Origin of the sequence: Rhodophyticola porphyridii (assembly GCF_003688285.1) — a bacterium.
GTDB classification, from domain to species: Bacteria; Pseudomonadota; Alphaproteobacteria; order Rhodobacterales; family Rhodobacteraceae; genus Rhodophyticola; species Rhodophyticola porphyridii.
On the sequence record NZ_RCNT01000008.1, the window covers coordinates 28000 to 49782 of the forward strand.

The 21783-nt window shown below is 64.1% G+C and carries 21 protein-coding genes; 10 read left to right on the forward strand and 11 right to left on the reverse strand.

Annotated features, from left to right (window positions below; genetic code table 11):
• Positions 1 to 80: 80 nt before the first annotated feature.
• Positions 81 to 782 (reverse strand): arylesterase, encoded by a 702-nt coding sequence (locus tag D9R08_RS15030; RefSeq protein ID WP_121898893.1) that lies wholly within the window; start codon positions 780 to 782, stop codon positions 81 to 83.
• Here D9R08_RS15030 and D9R08_RS15035 point away from each other — a divergent pair.
• The 3 genes from D9R08_RS15035 to D9R08_RS15045 are packed head-to-tail and all read left to right on the forward strand — an operon-like array spanning position 781 to position 4846.
• A complete protein-coding gene (locus D9R08_RS15035) occupies positions 781 to 1476 on the forward strand; it encodes an ABC transporter ATP-binding protein (protein ID WP_121898894.1) in 696 nt (231 codons plus the stop codon). The genes D9R08_RS15030 and D9R08_RS15035 overlap by 2 nt on opposite strands.
• A complete protein-coding gene (locus D9R08_RS15040) occupies positions 1473 to 4001 on the forward strand; it encodes an ABC transporter permease (RefSeq protein WP_121898895.1) in 2529 nt (842 codons plus the stop codon). Before D9R08_RS15035 ends, D9R08_RS15040 begins: the two co-directional genes overlap by 4 nt.
• A gap of 50 nt (positions 4002 to 4051) precedes the next feature.
• The gene (locus tag D9R08_RS15045; RefSeq protein ID WP_121898896.1) at positions 4052 to 4846 is read left to right on the forward strand and encodes a serine/threonine protein phosphatase; all 795 of its coding nucleotides are present in this window, start codon (positions 4052 to 4054) and stop codon (positions 4844 to 4846) included.
• A gap of 91 nt (positions 4847 to 4937) precedes the next feature.
• Here D9R08_RS15045 and mnhG read toward each other — a convergent pair whose 3' ends face one another.
• From mnhG to D9R08_RS15085, 8 genes are all read right to left on the reverse strand, one after another.
• Positions 4938 to 5273 carry a monovalent cation/H(+) antiporter subunit G gene (mnhG, locus tag D9R08_RS15050; protein ID WP_121898897.1) on the reverse strand — a complete coding sequence of 112 codons (336 nt, stop codon included), beginning with the start codon at positions 5271 to 5273 and terminating at the stop codon, positions 4938 to 4940.
• Positions 5270 to 5596, reverse strand: a complete 327-nt coding sequence (locus D9R08_RS15055; protein ID WP_121898898.1) for a monovalent cation/H+ antiporter complex subunit F — start codon at positions 5594 to 5596, stop codon at positions 5270 to 5272. Before D9R08_RS15055 ends, mnhG begins: the two co-directional genes overlap by 4 nt.
• Before the next feature lie 4 nt (positions 5597 to 5600).
• Positions 5601 to 6077: a Na+/H+ antiporter subunit E gene (locus D9R08_RS15060; RefSeq protein ID WP_121898899.1), complete on the reverse strand. Its 477-nt coding sequence runs from the start codon at positions 6075 to 6077 to the stop codon at positions 5601 to 5603.
• Positions 6074 to 7612, reverse strand: coding sequence for a Na+/H+ antiporter subunit D (locus D9R08_RS15065; protein WP_121898900.1), 1539 nt, complete (start codon positions 7610 to 7612; stop codon positions 6074 to 6076). The genes D9R08_RS15060 and D9R08_RS15065 overlap by 4 nt, the downstream gene beginning before the upstream one ends.
• Complete coding sequence (locus tag D9R08_RS15070; RefSeq protein WP_121898901.1) at positions 7609 to 7971, reverse strand: Na+/H+ antiporter subunit C; 363 nt, start codon at positions 7969 to 7971, stop codon at positions 7609 to 7611. The genes D9R08_RS15065 and D9R08_RS15070 overlap by 4 nt, the downstream gene beginning before the upstream one ends.
• Before the next feature lie 3 nt (positions 7972 to 7974).
• Positions 7975 to 8397, reverse strand: coding sequence for a Na+/H+ antiporter subunit B (locus D9R08_RS15075; protein ID WP_233557504.1), 423 nt, complete (start codon positions 8395 to 8397; stop codon positions 7975 to 7977).
• Entirely contained in the window at positions 8394 to 10700 is a 2307-nt protein-coding gene (locus tag D9R08_RS15080; RefSeq protein ID WP_121898902.1) for a putative monovalent cation/H+ antiporter subunit A, read from the reverse strand. Before D9R08_RS15080 ends, D9R08_RS15075 begins: the two co-directional genes overlap by 4 nt.
• Before the next feature lie 103 nt (positions 10701 to 10803).
• Complete coding sequence (locus D9R08_RS15085; RefSeq protein ID WP_121898903.1) at positions 10804 to 11769, reverse strand: universal stress protein; 966 nt, start codon at positions 11767 to 11769, stop codon at positions 10804 to 10806.
• 118 nt (positions 11770 to 11887) lie between these two features.
• On the opposite strand from D9R08_RS15085, the gene D9R08_RS15090 reads away from it, so the two are divergent.
• From D9R08_RS15090 to D9R08_RS15120, 7 genes are all read left to right on the forward strand, one after another.
• A complete protein-coding gene (locus D9R08_RS15090; protein WP_121898904.1) occupies positions 11888 to 12808 on the forward strand; it encodes a hydrogen peroxide-inducible genes activator in 921 nt (306 codons plus the stop codon).
• Positions 12809 to 13107: 299 nt separating this feature from the next.
• On the forward strand, positions 13108 to 14010 hold the full coding sequence (locus D9R08_RS15095) for a hydrogen peroxide-inducible genes activator (protein ID WP_233557505.1): 903 nt from the start codon (positions 13108 to 13110) through the stop codon (positions 14008 to 14010).
• A gap of 212 nt (positions 14011 to 14222) precedes the next feature.
• Positions 14223 to 15203 (forward strand): membrane dipeptidase, encoded by a 981-nt coding sequence (locus D9R08_RS15100; RefSeq protein WP_121898906.1) that lies wholly within the window; start codon positions 14223 to 14225, stop codon positions 15201 to 15203.
• Positions 15196 to 16896 carry a hypothetical protein gene (locus D9R08_RS15105; RefSeq protein WP_121898907.1) on the forward strand — a complete coding sequence of 567 codons (1701 nt, stop codon included), beginning with the start codon at positions 15196 to 15198 and terminating at the stop codon, positions 16894 to 16896. Before D9R08_RS15100 ends, D9R08_RS15105 begins: the two co-directional genes overlap by 8 nt.
• Entirely contained in the window at positions 16893 to 17507 is a 615-nt protein-coding gene (locus tag D9R08_RS15110; protein WP_147450702.1) for a DUF3726 domain-containing protein, read from the forward strand. Before D9R08_RS15105 ends, D9R08_RS15110 begins: the two co-directional genes overlap by 4 nt.
• A gap of 7 nt (positions 17508 to 17514) precedes the next feature.
• On the forward strand, positions 17515 to 18528 hold the full coding sequence (locus D9R08_RS15115; RefSeq protein ID WP_233557507.1) for an Ldh family oxidoreductase: 1014 nt from the start codon (positions 17515 to 17517) through the stop codon (positions 18526 to 18528).
• 16 nt (positions 18529 to 18544) lie between these two features.
• Complete coding sequence (locus D9R08_RS15120) at positions 18545 to 19510, forward strand: LysR family transcriptional regulator (protein ID WP_121898909.1); 966 nt, start codon at positions 18545 to 18547, stop codon at positions 19508 to 19510.
• An 86-nt stretch (positions 19511 to 19596) separates the two neighbouring features.
• Here the strand turns inward: D9R08_RS15120 and D9R08_RS15125 are convergent, their stop codons facing one another.
• Together D9R08_RS15125 and D9R08_RS15130 are read right to left on the reverse strand one after the other, a co-directional pair.
• Positions 19597 to 20757, reverse strand: a complete 1161-nt coding sequence (locus D9R08_RS15125) for a carbohydrate ABC transporter permease (protein WP_121898910.1) — start codon at positions 20755 to 20757, stop codon at positions 19597 to 19599.
• A complete protein-coding gene (locus tag D9R08_RS15130; RefSeq protein WP_121898911.1) occupies positions 20757 to 21782 on the reverse strand; it encodes a carbohydrate ABC transporter permease in 1026 nt (341 codons plus the stop codon). The genes D9R08_RS15125 and D9R08_RS15130 overlap by 1 nt, the downstream gene beginning before the upstream one ends.
• Position 21783: the final 1 nt, after the last annotated feature.

Here is a 21783-nt window from a genome sequence, read left to right on the forward strand (position 1 = left end):
CCCTCCCTTGCTTGTCCGGTGATCGTATCGCCCCAAACCGGAGCCGCAAGCCCATCCCGCCCGGATGTCTGCCGCCCGCCTCAGGAGCGGGGGACGCGGGCGATCAGCGCCTCGACCTCGGGGCCGAGCGCCTCGACGATGCGGGCCACGCCTTCGGCATTGGGATGGATGCCGTCGGCCTGCATGTACCTTGCAATCGCGTCCGTGCGATCCTCCTCGGCTGCCGTTTCAAGCCCGCCGAGAAAGCTTTCGGCGTGCAATGCACCGTAGGCCCGGGCAAGGTCCGGGTACATCGCGTCGAATGCGGCCTTGTAGTCAGGGCCGTAATTTCCCGGCGCCTGCAGGCCCACAAGCAGAACCTCGACCGATCCGGCATCTGCGGCTTGCAGGATGCCTTCCAGATTGGCGCGGCTGACCTCCGGCGCGATGCCGCGCAACAGGTCGTTGCCCCCCAAAGCCACGATCATCGCGTCCACCTCGGGCGTCAGCGTCCAGCCCACCCTCGCCAGCCCGCCCGCCGTCGTATCTCCCGAAACGCCGGCATTGATCACCGTGACTTCGTGGCCGCGCGCGCGCAGCCATGCCTCCAGTTGCGGAACGAACCCATCCTCCTGCACCAGCCCGTATCCTTGCGTCAGGCTGTCGCCCAAGGCCGCGATAGTGATCTCTTCCGCCGCCGCCGCACCCGCGAGGCTTGCAAAAAACCCAGCCAAAACAACCTTGCTCAACCGCCTGCGCGCCCCATATGCCAAGGAACGAAGTGAACCGAGGCGTTCAGACATGGCCGAGCCGATCCTCTCCCTGACCGACACCAGACTGGCGCTTGACGGCAATGCCGGCCGGGTGGAGATCCTGCATGGCATCACCTTGCGGATCGCGCGCGGGGAAACCGTGGGGCTGGTCGGGCCATCTGGGTCGGGCAAATCCTCACTCCTCATGCTGATGGGCGGTCTGGACCGCGCCACCGGGGGCCGGGTCATGGCGCTTGGCCATGATCTCACCGCGATGAACGAAGACCAACTGGCCCGCTTCCGTCGGGAACATATGGGCGTCGTGTTCCAATCCTTCCACCTCATTCCGACGATGACGGCCCTTGAAAACGTCGCGACGCCGCTGGAACTCGCCGGTCACGCCGACGCGTTCGAGCGGGCCGAAGCCGAACTGGCCGCCGTGGGTCTTGCCGACCGGCTTCACCATTATCCCTCCCAGATGTCAGGCGGCGAACAACAGCGCGTGGCGCTGGCGCGCGCCGCGGCGCCACGCCCCGATATCCTGCTGGCAGACGAACCAACAGGCAATCTGGACGAAACCAACGGCGCCGCGATCATGGATCTTCTCTTTGGCCTGCGCGACCGTCACGGCGCTACCCTGGTTCTGGTCACTCATGCGTCCGATCTGGCGGCCCGCTGCGACCGTGTGATCCGCCTGCGCGATGGCCGGATAGACGATAGCGCCTCCCGCGCCGCCGCGGAATGAGCGTCGCCTTTCTTATTGCCAGGCGCGAGTTGCGCGGCGGTCTCCGTGGCTTTCGCATCTTTCTCGCCTGCCTGGCTCTGGGTGTGGCGGCCATCGCGGCGGTCGGCTCGGTGCGTGTCTCAATCCAAGAAGGGCTGGCCCGTGAGGGGGCTACGATCCTCGGCGGGGATGCAGAAATGTCCTTCACATACCGTTTCGCTACCGAGGCGGAGCGCGCCTGGATGGAAGCCAACGCCATCACCATCTCCGAAACCGTCGATTTTCGGTCCATGGCGGTGGTCGACGGGCAAAACGGCCCCGAACGCGGGCTGACGCAAGTGCGCGGCGTCGACGAACTTTACCCGCTTTACGGCGAGGTCGTTCTGTCGCCCGATATTCCCATCACCGACGCGCTCGCCATCCATCAGGGTGTTCCCGGCGGCGTGATGCAACAGGTGCTGGCAGACCGTCTCGGGCTCAGCCCCGGCGATATGTTTCGACTGGGTACGCAGGAATTTCGCCTGACCGCCCTTCTGGAGGTCGAACCGGACGGGGCGGCTGGCGGTTTCGCCCTCGGGCCACGCACATTGGTCAGTCTCGATGGCCTGGCGACCTCCGGTCTTCTGGAGCCGGGTACGCTCTACGACAGCCAATACCGTCTGCGCCTGCCGGACATGGTCAATCTCCAAAGCCTGGAAGAAAATGCATTGTCCCGGTTCCGCGATACCGGCCTTCGCTGGCGCGACAGCCGCAATGGCGCACCGGGCATTCAGGAGTTTGTGGACAGGATCGGGGCGTTTCTGGTGCTTGTGGGGCTTGCGGGGCTTGCCGTTGGCGGCATCGGCGTGTCCTCGGCCATCCGTGCCTATCTCGACGGAAAGATCGCCACCATCGCGACCCTGAAAACCCTCGGCGCGGAAAGCCGGACCATATTCGCCGCCTATTTCCTGCAAATCGGTCTTCTGACGGCGCTTGGCATCATGATCGGGCTGACCCTCGGCGCGGTGGCGCCCCTGGCACTCTCGCCGCTGATCGAAGCCCAACTGCCCATTCCCGCCGCGTTCGGCCTGTACCCTGCCCCTCTGGCCGAGGCCGCGCTTTATGGCCTGCTCACCGCGCTGATCTTCACACTCTGGCCACTCGCCCGCACAGAACAGGTGCGCGCCGCGGCGCTCTATCGCGATGCGACAGGGCCGGCGCGGTCGTGGCCGCGTCCGGTCTTTCTGGCCCTGACGGTGGCGCTGGTCACCTTGCTGGTGGGGCTGGCCGCCTGGCTCTCCGGCATCCCGGCTCTGGCACTCTACACAGCCGCCGCAATCCTGGCCTCCCTCCTCCTGCTCAGCCTGTCGGCCCTTGGCGTCCGGGCGCTGTCGCGCCGACTGTCGCGCGCCCACATCGTCCGGGGGCGCACGGCCCTGCGCCTCGCGCTCGGCTCGGTCGGCGGACCTGGGTCGGAGGCGACATCGGTGGTGCTGTCCCTGGGCCTCGGCCTGACGGTACTGGCCGCGGTCGGGCAGATCGACAGCAACCTGCGCAGCGCCATCGAACAGGATCTGCCCGAAGTTGCACCCTCCTATTTCTTCGTCGATATCCAGAACGATCAGCTTCCGGATTTCCTGGACCGGGTGAACAACGATCCTCAGGTCAGCCGCGTCGATACCGCGCCGATGCTGCGCGGGATCATCACCCGCATCAACGGCGTGCCCGCACAGCAGGTCGCCGCCGACCACTGGGTGCTGCAGGGCGACCGGGGGGTCACCTATCTGACCACGGCGCCGCCTGCCGATCAGGTGGTGGCGGGTGAATGGTGGCCCGATGACTATGCCGGGCCGCCCCTTGTGGCCTTCGCCGCCGAAGAAGCCGCCGAGATTGGCCTGACCCTTGGCGACGAGATCACCGTGAACATCCTCGGCCGCGACATCACGGCCCGGATCGCGGCACTGCGGGAGGTCGATTTCTCCAATGCCGGCATCGGATTCATCCTCACCATGTCGCAAAACGCGCTGGCGGGCGCGCCCCATACCCACATCGCCACGGTCTACGCGGAAGAGGCGGCCGAGGCGCAGATCCTTCGCGATGTCGCCGCGGCGGCCCCGAACATCACCGCCATCCGGATGCGCGATGCGCTGCAACGGGTGGCCGATGCTCTGTCAGGCATTGCCGCCGCCACGTCCTATGGTGCGGCCGCCACGCTTCTGACCGGGTTCGTCGTGCTGATCGGGGCCGCGGCGGCGGGCGAACGGGGTCGGGTCTTCGAAGCGGCGGTGCTGAAGACCGTGGGCGCTTCACGGGGCAGAATCCTCACAAGCTTTGCCCTGCGCTCGGCCTTTCTGGGGGCCGCCGCAGGGATCGTGGCCATCCTTGCCGGCGCAATCGGCGCATGGGCCGTTATGATATTCGTGATGGATGCCTCGTTCCGCTTCGAACCGGTCTCGGCCACCGCCATTGTTGTGGGCGGTGCGCTGGCGACGCTTCTGGCCGGGCTGGCTTTTGCGCTGCGCCCGCTGGCAGCCCGGCCCGCCCGCGTGCTTCGCGCACGCGAATAACACGCGCAGAGGCCTTGCCAAGTCCCGGCCAAAGGCGCACCTCCTAGCCTATGAAGCGCAGTCTCAAATCCCTTCTCAAGCGTTCCGCGCCATCCGTTGCGCCCAAAGCCGCGCCCGACCGTCCCGCGCCCGACCGCACGGTCTATGTCGTGGGCGACCTGCATGGTCGGGCCGATCTGCTGGAGCAGATGCTGGAGCTGATCGACGCCGATGTCGGCAGGACGCGCGCCCGCAACCCGCATCTGGTCTTTGTCGGCGATTATGTCGATCGCGGCCCCGACAGCGCCGGCGTGCTGGACCGGCTTCACGAACTGGCAAGCGAACTGCCGGAGAATGTGACCTGTCTGATGGGCAATCACGACCGGATGATGCTGGATTTTCTGGCCGATCCGCTGATACGCGGGGCGCGGTGGCTGCGGTCCGGGGCCTTGCCCACTCTGCAAAGCTTCGACTTGCCGTCCGAGACCCTGCCGAAGACGCCGACGCCAGACACTCTGATCGAACTGGCCACGCTTCTGAAATCGAACCTGACGGCCGAGAAGCATGGCTGGCTCTCCGATCTGCCGCTGAGCTGGTCCTCGGGAAATCTCTGGGTCGTGCATGCCGCGGCCGACCCGCAACACCGCATGGAACAGCAGAACCCGCGTACCCTGCTTTGGGGACATCCGGAGTTCGAAACCCGGCCCCGCGCCGACGGGGTCTGGGTGGCCCATGGCCATTACCAGGTCGACACCCCGGTCTTCGATCAGGGCCGCATCGCGACCGATACCGGAGCATGGCACAGCGGGCGTCTGACCGCCTGCGCGATCCGGCCCGATGGCAGCCACAGGTTCCTGCAAACGTGAACGCATCGCACCTTTCGTGGTATGCGCCCACAACGGCAGGCACCGCCCCTGCCCCACTCACTCGTCGCCGATCCGCCTCCGTCTGCTCGGCTCAGCGTCGTTTGAGTGCCTCCTGCGCCCCATCCTCGATCTTCGTCCTCCACATCGGCACACCGGACCGGAAGGCGGCGCGCCCGATCATATGAGCCGCCACCGGCGCGGTGATCAAAAGGAAGACGATCGTCGCAACCGCGCGGGTTACCGTCGCGAGATCGGCAAACAACACCGCAACTGCCGCCAGTATCAGACCGCTGCCCAGGGTGCCCGCCTTGGTGGAAGCATGCATGCGGATCAGCACATCCGGCAGGCGCAGCACACCCAGTCCCGCCACGAAGCAGAAGAACCCGCCCAGAAGGACCAGCGCCACCAGAATGAACTCGACGATCATGGGCCTGTCTCCTCGTCTTGCGGCAGATCCGGCGTCAGGGCCCGGTCATCGTGCCGCGCCTCGCGCCGTTCCACGAAACGGGCCAAAGCGACCGTGGCAAGAAACCCGACCAGAGCCAGCACAATCGCCACGTCCAGAAAGGCCGTTTCGCCGGAGCTGATGGCGAACAGCGCGCAGATCGCAACGATCTGCACCGTCATCATGTCGAGCGCCACGATCCGATCCGGCAGGCTTGGCCCCTTGATCAGCCGAATGAAGGCGAGCAGAACGCCCAGCATGACGATCACGAAGGCGATATCGACGGCTGTCTGCAAAATCTCCATGGCCTTACTCCATCGCCTCGATCACCCATCGTTCCATACCCTGCTTCAACTGCTTGCGGATCGCATCGGGATCGTCCGCGAACATCGCATGGATATAGAGCGTCTTGCCGTCATCGGTCACGTCGAGGCTCAACGTGCCCGGGGTGAGAGAGATAAGGTTGGTGACCAGCAGCACCTCCATCTCACCCTTGGCATCGAGTGGCATCGAGATGATGCCGGGATTGGATTTCTGGGTCGGTGTCAGCACGTCCCAGACAACCTCGATCGAGCTGACCACCAGTTCGTAGAGAAAGAGCGTAATCAGCTTGATCCAGCGCCACGCGCGCAGGAAGTATCGCTCGGAGCCCGGAAAAAGCGGGCGCGTGATGTAGAGCGCGGCCGAGCCGAACGCAAACCCCACAACCAGCCCGGTCAGGGTGAAATTCCCGGTCAGCGCGGCCCAGGAGATCGCCAGAACGATGTTGAGGGTGAAGATGTTCATTCGATCCCCTCCAGTTGGGCAAGTCCGGTTGCGCCTTCTGCCTCCGCCCCCAGCACGGTTGCCACATAATCCACCGGATCCAGCAGTTGCGCGGCGGCGCGCTCGGCGAATTGCACGAACGGTTCAGGGAACAATCCGATCACGCAGGTCAGGATCGCAAGCGACGCGATCGGCAGGATCAGCGATGCGCGATCCCGTCCCGACAGGCTGCCGAGTTTCGGCTGCATCCCCGCCGGGTGCGGCTTCCAGAACGCGTTGCCCCAGATTTTCGTCATCGAATAGATGGTCAGCAGCCCGACCACCAGCGCCACGCCCGCGACGAGCCAGAGTTCCAGATCAAGGCTGGCCTTAACCAGAATATACTTCGCCCAGAAGCCGCTCAGCGGCGGGAACCCCGCCAGCGAAAAGGCCGGGATCAGGAACAGAAGACCAAGGACCGGTGCCGTCTTGTAGAGCCCGCCGATGGCACTGAGTTCCGTCGATCCCGCAATCCGGCGAGCCACGCCCGCGACGAGGAAAAGGTTCGCCTTCACGATGATATGATGCACCAGATAGAAAACCGCGCCAACCAGCGCCAGCGGCGTGTAAAGCGCGAGTCCGAGGATCATGTAGCCGATCTGGCTGACGATATGGAATGACAGGATGCGCCGGAAATCGTTCATCGCCGCTGCGCCCAAGACGCCTGTGACCATGGTGAATCCGGCCACCCACAGCAGGATCGTGTGGGTGTAGTCGACGTCTTCGGTGAAGACCAGTGTGAACATCCGGATCAGGGCATAGACACCCACCTTGGTCAGCAGGCCCGCAAAGATCGCGGAGACCGCGACCGATGGCGTGTGGTAGGAGGCGGGCAGCCAGAAGAACAGCGGGAAGACCGCGGCCTTGACCCCGAACGCCACCATGAACATCACCGCGACTACGGTCAGCAGGCCCTTGTTCTCCACCTCCTGCACCGCGAGATGAAGATCGGCCAGGTTGAGCGTGCCGGTCATCCCGTAGAGCAAACCGATCCCCGCAAGAAACAGGATCGTCGAGACCAGATTGATGGTCACATATTTGATGCCCGCATCCAGTTGCTGGCGCCGTCCGCCAAGGATCAGCAATCCGAAAGACGCGATCAGCATCACCTCGAACCAGACATAGAGGTTGAAGAGATCTCCGGTCAGGAACGCGCCGCAGACACCGGCCAGCAGCACCTGAAAGAGCGCGTGATATCCAAGCTTTTCAAGCCGTTCCTCGATATCGGCCAGCGCATAGACCGCCACGGCCAGCCCGGTGATCCCGGTGATGACGACCATAACGGCGCTCAACAGGTCGGCAACCAGTGTGATGCCGAAGGGCGCGGGCCAGTTTCCCATCTGCCCCGCCACGACGCCCTCGGCCAGCACGGCCTGCATCAACAGGCCCGACGCAATCAGAAGCGCGGCCGAACCCAGCACCGAAATCCACCGCCCCTCGGGGCCGTTGCGGAACAGGAACGCCAGAACCGCCGTGGCAAAGGGGATGATCAGCGGCGCCGCCAGAAGCCAGCTCATTGCCTGTCCTCCTCTGGCTCGGCCAGCCGCATCTCGTCACTCATCAGCGTTCCCATGGACTGATAGCCCCGGTAGACCAGCGTCAATGCGAAGGCGAACAGACCGAAACCGATCACGATGGCCGTCAGTACCAGGGCCTGCGGCAGCGCATTGGCAACGATATCGGGCGGAACATCTGCGCCGTCGGGGATCAGCGGCGGGCTTTCCGGGGTCAGGCGACCCGCCACGAAAATCATCAGATTTGCCGCGTTGGAGATCAGGATCAGCCCGAAAATGAACCGCAGCACATTGCGCGCCAGCATCAGATACGTGCCCGTGGCGATCATCACGCCGACCATGACCGAAATGAGAAGTTCCATATCTCAGACCTCCTCTTCCAGCGCCAGAACAATGGTCAGGATCGAGCCGAAGACCACAAGATAGACCCCGATATCGAACACAAGGACCGAGCTGAGAGGCAGACCGTAATCGTCTTCCGTCGCGCCAAGGAACAGCCATTGCCCGGTGAAGAGCGCGTCGCCGAAAAATACGGCGAAGACGCCCGCCGCCAATGCGACGCCAAGGCCCACCATCGCGATGCTCTGCGGTTCCACCCGGAGTGCCGCACGTGTCGCCGAACAGCCGTGGGCAATCGCGTAAAGCACAAAGCCCGTGGCCCCGATCAGCCCGCCGATGAAGCCGCCGCCCGGCAGGTTATGGCCCCTGAGCAGCATATAGATCGAAAACAGTAGCAAGAGCGCCACCAGCAATCGCGTGGCCGCGTTCAGGATCAGCGAGTTCATCATGCCTCATCCTCCTTCGCGGCGACGGGTTTCTTGTAATGCGTGCCGCGCAGAAGCGCGTAGGCGGCAAGGGCCGCGACCACGACCACGGCGATCTCGCCGAATGTATCCAGTGCGCGGAAATCCACGAGGATCACGTTGACTATGTTCCGCCCATAGGCCTCGGGCCAGCTGGTGATCTCGAAGTAGTCGGTCAGACGGCGGTCGATATCGCCCTGCATGACGGCAATCAGCACGGCGCTTGAAACCACGCCCACGCCGATCGACAACACCCCGTGCCAGGGGCGTTTGTCGCGCCTGCCCGGCAGATCGAGATGGGGCAACTTCAGCATCGCCACCGCCACCAGAACCACGACGAGCGTTTCCACCAGAAGCTGTGTGATGGCGACATCCGGGGCGCTGAACATGATGAAGATCAGCGCCACACCGATGCCGACCACGCCCAGACATACGATCGCGGTCATCCGGCTGGAGGTCAGCGCTGTCAGGATTGACCCGGCCGCGACGAAGATCAGCACCGCCCAATGTTTGAAAAGCAGCCCGTCAAGTTCGGAAGACAGATCCAGATCGAAGGCAAGCGCATCCCGTGCCCAGATCGTCAGTCCGACCGCCACGCCAAGCGTTGCGAAGACGGTGAACAGATAGCGCTGCAACACACCGGATTGCAGATGCCGCGTCTGCCATGCGGCCAGCGCCTTCAGCCCGTCGAGAACCTGGTCCCAACCCGGATCGAACTTGATCGGATTGGCCTCAAAGACGCGCCCGAGCCAGTTCCTCAGCGGCCGGTGGATGGCATAGATCACGGCGCCCGTGGCGAAGGTTACGAGCGACAGGATAAAGGCAGCATTCACCTCCCGGAACAGATAGAGATCCACGCTGACCGTCGGGTCGCCATAGACGGCCCATGTACCGGGCGCCACCAGCCAGGCCTCGATCGTGTCGGGGAACAGCCCGAAATAGAGGCTGAGACCGGCCAGAACCAGCGGCCCCGTCAGCATCATCACCGGACCCTCATGAGCCGGTTTGGGCGTTTCCGCCAGCTTGCCGAAGAAGGGGCGCAAGGCGACGATCCCGGCCACCGCGAACATCAGCGCGCTGGCGGCAAAGGCCGCGCCGGTGACCCAGAACATGCCCTGATCCAGCTCCAGCCCGGCCTTGTAGAGGAATTCCTTGCCGATGAAGCCGACAAGCGGCGGGATACCCGCCATCGACACCGCGGCGACCACCGCCGCCACGGCGGTGACGGGCATCTTGCGGCCAAGCCCCCTCAGCACCTCGGCCTCGCGCGTGCCGGTGGCATGATCGACGATCCCGATCATCAGGAAGAGCGCGGCCTTGTAGAGCGAGTGGACCACGAGGAAGAGCATCATCGCCTTGATTGCATCGCTGGTGCCCGCGCCGATGAACAGCGTCAACGTGCCAAGCGCCATCAGGGTCGTGTAGGCCAGCACCTGCTTGATGTCGGTCTGGCGCATGGCGAGGATGCTTGCGAAAACAGCCGTGAACCCGCCCGCGATGGTCAGCGTCCAGAACCAAAGATCGGTGCCGCCGATGGCCGGGTTCATCCGCGCCATCAGGAAGACGCCGGCCTTCACCATCGTGGCGGAGTGCAGATAGGCCGAAACGGGTGTGGGGGCCGCCATCGCATTCGGCAGCCAGAAATGGAACGGGAACTGCGCCGATTTGGTGAATGCCCCGGCGAGGAACAGGATCACGATTGGCGCATAGAGCGGATGCGCGCGGATCATGTCGCCCTGGCTGAGGATCACGCTCAGCTCGAACGATCCCGCCACATTGCCCAGCATGATGATACCGGCCAGCAGGGCCAGGCCGCCGGTCCCGGTGACCAGAAGCGCCTGAAGGGCGGAGCGGCGCGATTTCGCCTCGTCGGAATTGAAGCCGATCAGCAGGTAGGAGGAAATTGTCGTGACCTCCCAGAAAACGAACAACGCAATCAGATTGTCCGCCAGAACCAGCCCCAGCATGCCGAACATGAACGCCATCAGGTAGAGCACGAAACGCGGATATTCGGGATGATTGCCCAGGTATCTCGCGGAATAGAGCGTCACCAGTGCCCCGATCCCGCTGATCAGGAGCGCAAAGGTCAGGCTGAGCCCATCGAGAATGACCGACAGGCGGATGTCCAGCGACGGCACCCAGTCATAGGCCCACAGGATCACCTCGCCCGAAGCGATCGCGGGAACGAACTGCACCAGCCAGACAAAAATCGCCGCCGGGATCAGGATCGAAATCCATCCCGCCGGCCCGCCCGCCGCACGCGGCACCTCGCCTGCTGCCTCTGCCACCTTAATCTACCCTTCTCGTTCCGGGTTTGCCCGCACTGACGCATGCACGTCGCGGCCCCGATCAAATACCTGCGCCCCGCGGTCGGGGCGTTTCCGTCACGATCTAGCTTGTCGCTTCCAATGTCACGGGCGACACGAACCCTTCGGGCTTCACTGCAATCACCGCGCAATCGACGCGGTGCAGGATCGTCTCGGCCGTGTTGCCCATGATGAAACCGCTGATACCGGTCCGGCCCACCGTTCCCATCACGATCAGATCCGGTTTGTGCGTTTCGGCAAATTCCGCAATCGCATCTCCGGGCAAACCCTTCAGCATATGGACATGGACCCGTTTCACTTGCGGATAATTCGCCAGCAGCGCGTTCAGCCGGGTCTTGGCGGCCTCTTTCTCCCGCTCGACCATCCGGTCCACCTCGCCCTGATACTTCGAGGTATAGCGCCCGTGGCGCAAGGCATATTCCTCCTGCAGGCGCCAAGCATGGGCCACGTGGCAGGTGGCATTGTCCCGCTCCGCCAGCGAGGTCGCGAGATCCAGGACAAGACGGTCAAGCTTGTCGCGCGCCTCATCGCCATGCGGCTCCGGATCAACGGTGGCAAGGATGGTGTCGAAAACGCCGTCGCCGGGACCTTTCAGCATCCAGACGGGGCAAGGGCATTTCCGCAGCAGATGCATGTCTGGGCCTTTCAGCACGCCCTTGCCATGGGCTGCGGCGGTCGCGCCCTTGATCACGATGTCATGGCCTTCGCGCAGGACCATCCGGATCACTTCCACGAACGCGCTGCCCTGCAGCACCGCCTCCGTCACCTCGACCCCCTCGGCGCGGGCGGTATCGGCCAGCCGCGTCAGCCGGTCCCGGTGATAGGCGATCACATCCTCTTCGATCTCGGTGCCGCGCCGCCCCTGCAACGCAGACAAAAGCCGCCCCAATTCGCCTGGCGCCGCGTCGATCACGTCAACCAGTGTCAGCGCCGCACCGTTCAGCTTGGCCAGATGCACGGCACGCGCCAGCGCAACCTCGTGCAGGCTGTCTTCGGTCAAAACCGCAAGAATACTCCTGAATCTCTGCATACCAGCTCTCCCAGACCCGTTGCCGACCAGATAATGCCCGCTTGCTGATTGATCCAATCGAAACTAAAGTCGGTTTTGATAGATATTCCCGATCAAACAACCGTCCCCGGAACGTCCGATGCCCACCCTGCAACAGCTTCGCTATCTTGTGGCCATCGCCGATACGCTGCATTTCCACCGCGCGGCGGAGCGTGCCCATGTGACCCAGCCAACCCTGTCGGGCCAGTTGAAGGAGCTTGAGGCGAAGCTTGGGGTGCAGTTGGTCGAACGGTCCCGCGCGCGTGTGGTGCTGACACCCACGGGTGCCCAGATCGCGGCCCGCGCACGCTCCGTCCTGCGTGACGTGGCGGACATATCTGAGATCGCGAAACAGGGGCAGCGCCGTTTCAGCGGTACAATCCGCGTCGGCGTGGTGCAATCGCTCGGCTCCTATCTTCTACCGCTGGTAATCCCCGAACTGCACGCCAGCCATCCGAACCTGAAACTCTATGTGCGCGAAGGGCTGGCCGCCGATCTTCTGGGCCGGATCGACGATGGCGCGCTGGATCTGCTGTTTTTCCCGCTGCCGGCTGCCGGGCCCGATCTCAGAACCGTCCGCCTGTTCCGGGAACCGCTGCTGGTGGTGACCGCGACTGATCATCCGCTCGCCGCAAGGACACAGGTCGCGCGAGACGATCTGCGCGGTGAGTCCATTCTGACACTGGAGCCCGGCCACCGGCTGCATGCTCAGGTCAAGCAGATCTGTGCCGATACCGGCGCCCGGCTCAGCCTCGATTACGAGGCGACCTCGCTTGATACGATCCGGCAGATGGTGGCCATGGGGTTGGGCATTTCGCTACTGCCGGCGCTCTATGTCCGTTCCGAGGTGACCCAGAACACGCTTGTCACCTCGCGGCCGCTGGCCGGGCCTGTGCCGTTCCGCTCCATCGGCATGGTCTGGCGCAAGACCGCACCACGCAATGACGAGCTTGTCGAACTGGCGCAGATCCTGCGGCGCATTCTGCGCGCAAACGCACCCGAGGTGACGGTGATCGACTGACGGGGATTTAGTAGTCCGGGCGGTCCCGACCCAGCTGACGGCAGGGGCCAAATCGGAACCACCCGGATGATGACGCTGCGTGTCCGTGAATGCTGGAAGGGACTAAACGACCAGCAAGAGCAGTGTCATCGACAACAGACATGCGCGTGCCCACATGCCTGTCATGTCCAACTTCTTAGACACTCTCTTTTTGACACAACCCTTGCAAATGGAAAAGTCAATCGTATATGAATATTCAATAGAAAAAAGCTAACGAATACCGCATGCCCGTCTCTGTTCCTCCGCTCACGCTTCGGCAAATGCGCTACCTCGTGGCGCTGGAAGAAACCGCGCATTTTCGCGAGGCCGCGGAATCCTGCGGCATCTCCCAACCCTCCCTTTCCGTCCAGATCAAAACCCTGGAAGAGGCCCTTGGCCTGACCCTGGTGGAGCGCGGGCGCGGCCCTGTCCGGCTGACACTGGCCGGGCGCGAGGTTTCCGCGCGCTCGCGCGACATTCTGGATGCAACCCAGGGCATCCTCGATCTGTCGGTTACCCTGAAATCGGGGCTGGGCGGCACCATCAGGCTTGGCACCTCGGCCACGTTGGGTCCCTATCTGATGCCCCATGTGGTGGGCGATCTGCACAAGTCCCACCCGGATCTGCGCCTGTATATCCGCGAAGCCGCCCCAAGGGAGTTGCTGCGCGAGCTGAATGATGGCGTCCATGACCTGATCCTGACGCAATTGCCCGTCTCGGGCGCGGCGCTGACAACCTCACGTCTTTTCCGCGAGCCCTTGTCTGTCGCGCTGCCTGCGGATCATCCGCTGACCGAAAAGGCCATGCTGGACGGGCCCGATCTGACCGATCAGACGATCCTGTCCCTGTCGCCATCCTACACGCTGCACGACCAGATCTCGGCGCTTTGCGTCGAAACCGGCGCGACGCTGTCACGGGATTATGAAGGCACATCGCTGGATGCGCTCCGCCAGATGGTGGCGATGGGTATGGGCGCGACATTCCTGCCGGCGCTTTACGTGAAATCCGAAATTGAAGGCCGGGCGCAGGATGTGATCGTCCGCCCGTTCCGGGGCCGCCGCTTCTCGCGCTCCATAGGGCTGGTCTGGCGCTCGACAACCGGCGCCTCCGCGGCTTATGGCCGGCTGGCCCAGTTGATCCGTGAAACGGCCGGGCGGTTCCCCGATCTCGTCATTGAAGGGTGAGCTCCCCCTCTGACGCGCGCGGGCCCTCAGCCCCGATCCGTCATCGGACCACGGGAGATCATCGCGGGCGATAGGTTACAAAAAGCTCAAAATCGATCTTTTTTCGCAACCTGTTTTGCGACCGCAACAGCGTACACAGGGGCATTTGGGCTTGCGCGACCCCGTGACTATTTGCTCAAGTCCGTCAACTTGACACAAGCCAGGCGGCACACATGATCTGCATCGACGCGCTGCAATATGCCAACTGGTCCGAAAAGGTGTTTCGCCAGATGCGCGACGGCGGGTTGGACTGCGTGCATGTGACCATCGCCTATCACGAGACATTTCGCGAGACCGTTCTCAGGATAGAGGAGTGGAACCGCCGGTTCGAAGCATTCCCCGACCTGATCCGGCTGGCCTATACCACCGCCGATATCCGCGCCGCCAAGGCAGAGGGCCGGACGGCGATCCTTTACGGTGCGCAAAACCCTTCCCCCATCGAAGACGATATCGGGCTGGTCGAGATCCTGCACCGCCTTGGTCTGCGGATCATGCAGCTTTCCTACAACAACCAAAGTCTCCTTGCGACCGGCGCCTATGAGGCCCAGGATCCGGGCCTGACCCGCATGGGCCGGGAGGTGGTGGCCGAGATGAACCGGGTAGGCATGGCTGTCGACATGTCCCATTCGGCAGAACGCTCCACCCTTGAGGCGATCGAGCGGTCGACCCGCCCCATCGCGATCACCCACGCCAACCCCCATGCATGGCATCCCGCGCTGCGCAACAAGTCCGACACGGTCCTGCGAGCGCTGACGAGCAGTGGCGGAATGCTGGGATTTTCCCTTTACCCCCACCATCTGAAAGACGGCAGCGGCTGCAGTCTGGAGAGCTTCTGCAGGATGATCGCCGACACCGCCGACCGATACGGCGCGGCCCATCTGGGGATCGGCTCCGATCTTTGCCAGGATCAGCCGGACAGCGTGGTGGAGTGGATGCGCACAGGCCGATGGAGCAAACGGATCGACTTCGGCGAAGGCTCCGCGGAGGCGCCCGGCTTTCCGCCGCAGCCTGCGTTTTTCCGCGACAACCGCGACTTTCCGCGACTGGCCGAGGGACTTGCGGCTGTCGGATTCGACAAATCCGAAATCGCTGGCATCATGGGCGGCAATTGGCTGGCTTATTTTGACCGGGTATTTGACGGTACCGATGGATGATCTGATCCAAAATTCTGCCCAGACGGAAGGCTTGCGTCCGCCCGCTCTGGTCATGCGGCTTGCCCGGATGGGCGCCAGCTTTCCCACCCGGCTGAGCTTTCTCAGGGTCCTGATGCGCCGGCTGAATGAAGAGCAGGTCAGGGTCACCCGGCGGTTGTGGGAGATGACACCCGATGGCTATGGGCGCGCGGTCTATACGCTCACACTGGGCGGCCACAGCTATGCCCTTGTGGCGTTTTCCCATCATCTGCCGCCTGAGGACCGGACCGACCGGGTGATCGCCGAGCGGTGGGACACGACCTATGCCCTGTTTGACGGGCTGCCCACGCCCGACGATCTAGACAGGCTGGCCGAAAACGTGCCCCTGCAGGAGGCGGGCCGCATGTCGCAGCGCGAACTCGTGCTCAGCCGGGCCAACAGGAGCGTGCGTCTCTTCGAACATGTGGTCTCGGCCCTGGCTCGGGGGAACCAGCCGGAGCCCAAGATACTGGACCAGACCGGCTATCTGATGCGCACCACGGCCGTTTACGGCAACGGAAAGTTCGGGCTGGCGGACCGCGCGGTGATTGCCGGGCGCCCCGGTCTGCAAGGGGCGTTTCAGGTCGAGATGCTGACCATCTGGCTGATCCGGCATTTCACCCATGATCTGGCCGATCATATCGCCCATGCCCGCGCCCCCGGAACCGCCGTTTCGCTTTCTGCGGATACCCGCCGCCGACTGGGGATCGGCAACGCGACCGGCCTTGGCATGGCGCCGTTTCTGGTGACCCACCCCGAACTGATCCATTCCTGGGTCCATGCCCGCGAAACCGCTCTGGCGCGGGTCCGCGCCCTGCCGCGCGCCAGCGCCCAGGACCGCGCCGTATTTGCCGACGTCCTGAACCGCGCGATTGCCCATGCCGCAAGCTGGTCGGTACCCGACCCGGTGCAGATGGATCACATCAGGGAGCTGCGCACCGATCTGGCCGGTATCCGGGCACTGACCGATAGCGGCAGCCTGCACGCACCCTACCCGTGGGAGGGGTTGCTGATCGCCGCGTCGGCCTGCGGGCTTGAAGCGCAGGAATGCCTGAACGCCCTTGTCATGGAACCTTACGGCGCGCTGGTCGACGATCTGGCCGATGAGATGCAGTGCGGCCTGCCGATGCGGCTGGACCCGTCGATGCGGCTCTCCGATCTGGCCGGGATCATCCGGCATGAATATGCATGGGCGCTGAAGATCGATTTCGGACAGCCCGACGAAACCTATCAGTTCTGGTATGTGTCCGAGGACAAATCCGAACCTCGCCTTGGAGTGCGCTCCCGGGAACCGGGCGCGGAACTGGAAACCCGCCTGGACATCGCCCGACAGGTTCAGGAGTTGTCCCACGCCGTTCACCGGGCGCAACCCGCCGACAGTGTCGCGGCCTTTCTCATGCGCCACCCGGATCAGCGCCATATCGTCGAACGGGTGCAGACCATCGCCGCGCACCCCTATGGTGAAATCCGCGACAACCTGATCGGGCGGGCGTGCCTGCCGATCGATCTGCTCCGCTTCAAACTGGCCTTTTTCGGGGCGACCCGGTTCGATCCGAAATCGGACCGCTGGACCCGGATCACCCTCTGCCAGGGCGCGCCGCTGGCCGGGGAAATTGCACAGGCGGACCCCGATGAGTGGGCGTTCTGGGCGCCGCCCGACGCTGGTGCGGCATGATCACACCATCGCTGAATGAAACCGCCAGACGGATGCGGGATGCCGCGCGCGGAGCGGGTTGGCCCGATGGAATCGCAACCGAGATCGGTCACGCCGCCGCATGGCTTGCAGCGCTGGGTGCCGACGGGGTTGGCGCCGCGCTGGCGGCCATCAAGGAGCCGTCGGGCCCCGTCGACGCGCGCCAGAACGGCGATGCGCTATGGCATATCGGCCCGGCGCCGGTGGCCCTGGCAGGGCCCGCCGCGCTGGATCTGCTCTTCGCAGGCGAAGGCCCCGTCCATGTCACCTTCACCGATCACCGGACGCTTTTCCTGGGCCTGGCCGGATGGGCCTCGGCCCAGACAGGATACCGGATCAGGCTTGAAGGTGCGATCACGGTGCAGATCGAGGCCGGCCACCTGCTGAATGCGCCCCATACCGACCCGACCCGCCGCGATCTGGTGTTGACGGCAAGACCCGGTCTTCCCGGCGCACCTCTGCCCTGCGGCCGACACGCGCCGTCTCCCGAAGCGTGGGAGGATGCGCTGCAACTTTCCAGCCGGACGCTGGTGCCGGCCACCGCCGCATCGCGGGCCTTTGGTGCCGGGGCCGGCCTCGGCGATGGCGATTGACCCCAAGATGAAAGAATGGCCCATGAATGAAATCCTCGGCCTTGACGACCTGGAGGCGCTGGCCTGCGATGTGCTCAGGCGCGCCGGTGCCAGCGAGATGGCCGCCGCATCCGTGGCGCGCTCGACACGCGCGGCGGAGTGCGACGGCATTCGCAGCCACGGACTGATGTATATCCCGATCTACGCCGAACATCTGCGCTGCGGCAAGGTGGACGGGCAGGCCATGCCGCAGGTTACAGCGCCCAGACCGGGGGCCGTGCGTGTGGATGCCGGCGCGGGATTTGCCCACCCGGCGATAGACGCAGGCTTCGACCGGCTGATCGGCGCGGCGCGCAGCCAGGGTATCGCGGCGATGACGGTCTTCAACAGCTACAATTGCGGCGTACTCGGCCATCATGCGGAAAGGATTGCCGAGGCTGGCCTTCTGGGATTGTGTTTCACGAATGCGCCGGCCTCCATCGCGCCCTGGGGGGGCAGGACCCCGGTGATCGGCACCAACCCTTTCGCGCTTGGCGTTCCCGATGGCGCGGGCGGCGCAAAACTGGTCATTGACCAGTCCGCCAGCGCTATTGCCAAATCCGAGATCATGCTGCGGGCCCGCGAAGGACGCAGCATCGACGCGGGATGGGCCTTCGACGAAAGCGGCGCGCCCACCACCGATGCGGGCGCCGCGCTGAAGGGGTCGATGGCGCCCGCCGGAGGGTACAAGGGCTTCGGCGCGGGGCTGATGGTGGAAATCTTCGCCGCGTGTCTCGCGGGGGCGACCCTTGGCAAGGATGCCGCCCCGTTCTCGGGGCCCCTTGGCGGACCGCCCCGGACCGGGCAGTGCTTCATCGCGGTGGAGACCGATGCCCTGTCTGGCGGGGAGTTCGGCACGCGGCTGACCGATCTGGCCGCGGCGATTGCCGCGCAGGAGGGCGCGCGCCTGCCCGGGACCAGGCGCGCCGACGCACGGGTACGTATCGAGGCCGACGGGGTGGCCGTGCCGCAGGATCTGCTGGAACGGATCATCAATTCATGACCGGGGCTTTCTAGAGATGCCCGGCAGCGCCCTCAAAGGTGTCTCCATCCGCGGGCTTGAGGTGTTCGAAGCCCTGGCCCGCACCGGATCCGTTGCGGGCGCCGCAGAACGGCTGGCGATGAGTGCGCCTGCGGTATCGCAGCAACTCAAGAACCTCGATGCGGCTCTTGGTGTGGAGCTGATCGACCATTCCCGCCGGCCGATGACGCTGACCCCGGCGGGGCGCTTGTTTCTCCGGCGGGCGGAGGCCGCCCTGTCCGCCCTGCGAATGGGGCAGCGGGACGTGGTGGCGCTGGATCTGTCCGATCTTTCCTCGCTGAGAATGGGCGTGATCGAGGATTTCGAGAATGAGGTGACACCGAACCTGGCGTCGCATCTTGCGGAGACGATGCAGAATTGCGCGTTCCGGCTGCAAACCGGGGCCAGCCACGCGATGCAGGCGCTGATCGCCGCGCGGGAGCTGGATATCGCGATCTGCGCCGCGGGGCCGAGCGTGCCGCCGAACACCGTCACCCATCCACTGCTGAGAGATCCCTACATTCTGGCGGCCCCCCGCGGAACAGATGTTTCCGGCGGGCTGACGGCCTTGTCGGACCTCCCGTTTCTGCGGCGCGACATGAACCAGATCATGGGCAAGCAGATCGAGGAATATCTGGCCACCCATGGCTGGACCCCGCCGCAGCGCTTCGAAATGGACAGCAATCAATCGATCAGTGCACTGGTGGCCGGCGGCAAGGGCTGGACAATCACGACTCCGCTGAGCCTGCTGCGGGCGGGCCGGTTCGCGGACGGGATCGACGCGTTTCCTCTGCCGCAGGACGGGATCGCACGGCAGATCGTGCTTTATGCAAGCGGCGACTGGAGCGGCGACATTCCCGGCCAGATCGCAAGCATCGCGCGGGAACTGATTGCCACCCATTTCACCACCCCCGGACTGGACGCGATGCCCTGGCTGGCAAGCGAGTTCGTGCTTCTGGACTGAGCACGGCCGGGCGGGCGTTATGGAGGACGGCCCACCACCCCGGCAAACCAGAGCATAGGCTCACAATCGGCCTGCAAGGTCACACGCTATCCCTTGACCGCGCCGGCCGTCAGGCCCGATACGATCTGACGCTGAAAGATCATCACCAGAAGAAAGAGTGGGGCCGTGATCGACACAGCGGCGGCCACGGCCTCCACCTGATCGGTGGTCGTCGTTTCACGGTTGAAATACCCCGCGATGGCGGGAACCATCGTCTGGTTGGTCGCATCGAGCAACAGCGAGGTGACGAGAAAATCATTGTAGGCCAGAAGAAAACTAAACAGGCCCGTGGTGATCACACCCGGCCACATCACCGGCATGATCACCCAGCGGAACGCCTGAAAATGGGTGCAGCCATCGACGCGCGCCGCCTCGTCCAACTCGGCGGGGATGTTCTGGAAGAAGCTGCGCAGCATCCAGATGGTGAAGGGCTGATTGATCGAAACAAGAACCGCGATGACCGCCATCGGCTGACCGTAGAGGGTGGGCGCATTGTCGCCAAGGATCGGGCGCAGCCATTCCGCGGAGTTGATGAAGACCGGCAGATAACCGGCCACCAGAACCGAATGCGGCAGCGCGCGGAACACCAGCGCGACGATCAGAAGCCAGAAGGCAAGGTTGGATCCGGATCGCGCGAGACCGTAGCCCGCAAGGGTGCCCACGGTCAGCGACACGATGACGACCCCCGTCGTGACCAAGAGTGAATTCAGGAAATTCCGATAGAACTCGTTTTCGACCCAGACAGAGTGATAGTGGACCGTTGTCAGGCCGAGAACCGGCTTTCCAAGTGGCCCGAGAACCGGGTTCAGCGCGCCGAGCACCACCGGCAGCACTCCGAGGAAGACCACGACGAAGGCCACGCCATAGGCCAGCCCGCCGATGATCCATCCGGCCCAGACCTGGCCGCCCGGTGACCACGCCGCGACCCGACCGGGCAGCCAGCGCATGGCGAACCGCACCGTCAGATACAGCACCGCCAGACCGGCCGCGATATCGAGGATCGACAGGCCCTGCCCCGCCGCGCGGGTGGCCGGGCCAAGGATCACGTCAAGCGGGTTGGCGGCGAAGGCATCGACCGGCGCCTTGAAGCTCATTACCGCGATCCAGAAGATCGGGAAGGAGGCGATCAGGCACCAGAATGCAAGAAAGGCGGCCGAGCCCAGACGGAGCGAAACGGGTTGGCGCATCGCGCGGGGCCTGTCGGACATCAATGCGGCGCCCCCTTGTGATCGCGCCATGTCCGCCGTAGCAGCGGGATCAGCAGAATGACGATCCCGACCATCGTCAACATGGCCGAGGCCGAGGCCCGACTATAGGCCCGGTTGCCCGCATCGTCGGGTTGCAGGAAATCATAGGTCAGCCATTGCAGGCTTATGACATGTGCCTGACTGGAAAAGCCGACGATCTCTTCGAACACGCGGTAGCTGTCCATCAGGTGGATGAGTGCGACGAATACGATCAGCGGCATGAGATGGGGGATAATCACATAACGCAGACGATCCCATCTTGAGGCCCCGTCGATAATGGCGCTTTCCAGCGTGTCCCGGTTCACCGTCTGCAGGCCCGCATAGAAGATAACGAAGGCGAAGGGCGCCACGTGCCAGACCCTGTAGAAGAGCATCATCAGCTCGATCGTCCAGGCCTGGGCGAACAGGGCGAGATCGCGGTCCAGCCACATCTCAAGCGCCGATGTCAGGATACCATCGCCTATGAACAGCCAGCGGATCGAAAGTGCGCCGACCACCGGCGTGATGATGAAGGGCAGAAGCGAGACGAAGATAACGGGCCCCTTGATCGACCGGGCGACGTTGTTCACCGCAAGCGCGATGGCCAGGCCAAAGCCGATGACAAGCGGCAACGTGACCAGCGTGAACATCAGCGTGAAACGCAAAGCCGCCCAGAAATCGATCTGCATCAGGGCGTTGTAGTCGAGATCCCTGACTGCGTCCCAGGCGCGTCCGGGCTCCAGCACACGGATATAGGACGTCAGACCGACCCATTCCGTGGTGGTGGTGATATTGCCGTTTTCATCGAGGATCGGGCGGGTCACAAGTTCGGTCGTGCAGGTCTGCGTCAGAAAGCCGGGGGTGCAGGTTTCGACCTCCACCTGTTCCACCACAGGCTGCGTGATCTGAAAGCTGCCCAGAAACACGCCGACCAGCGGGGCGGCGATAAACAGCAGCATCAGGAAGACCGACGGCCCGACGAAGCCTGCAAATGTCCTGAAGTGCAAA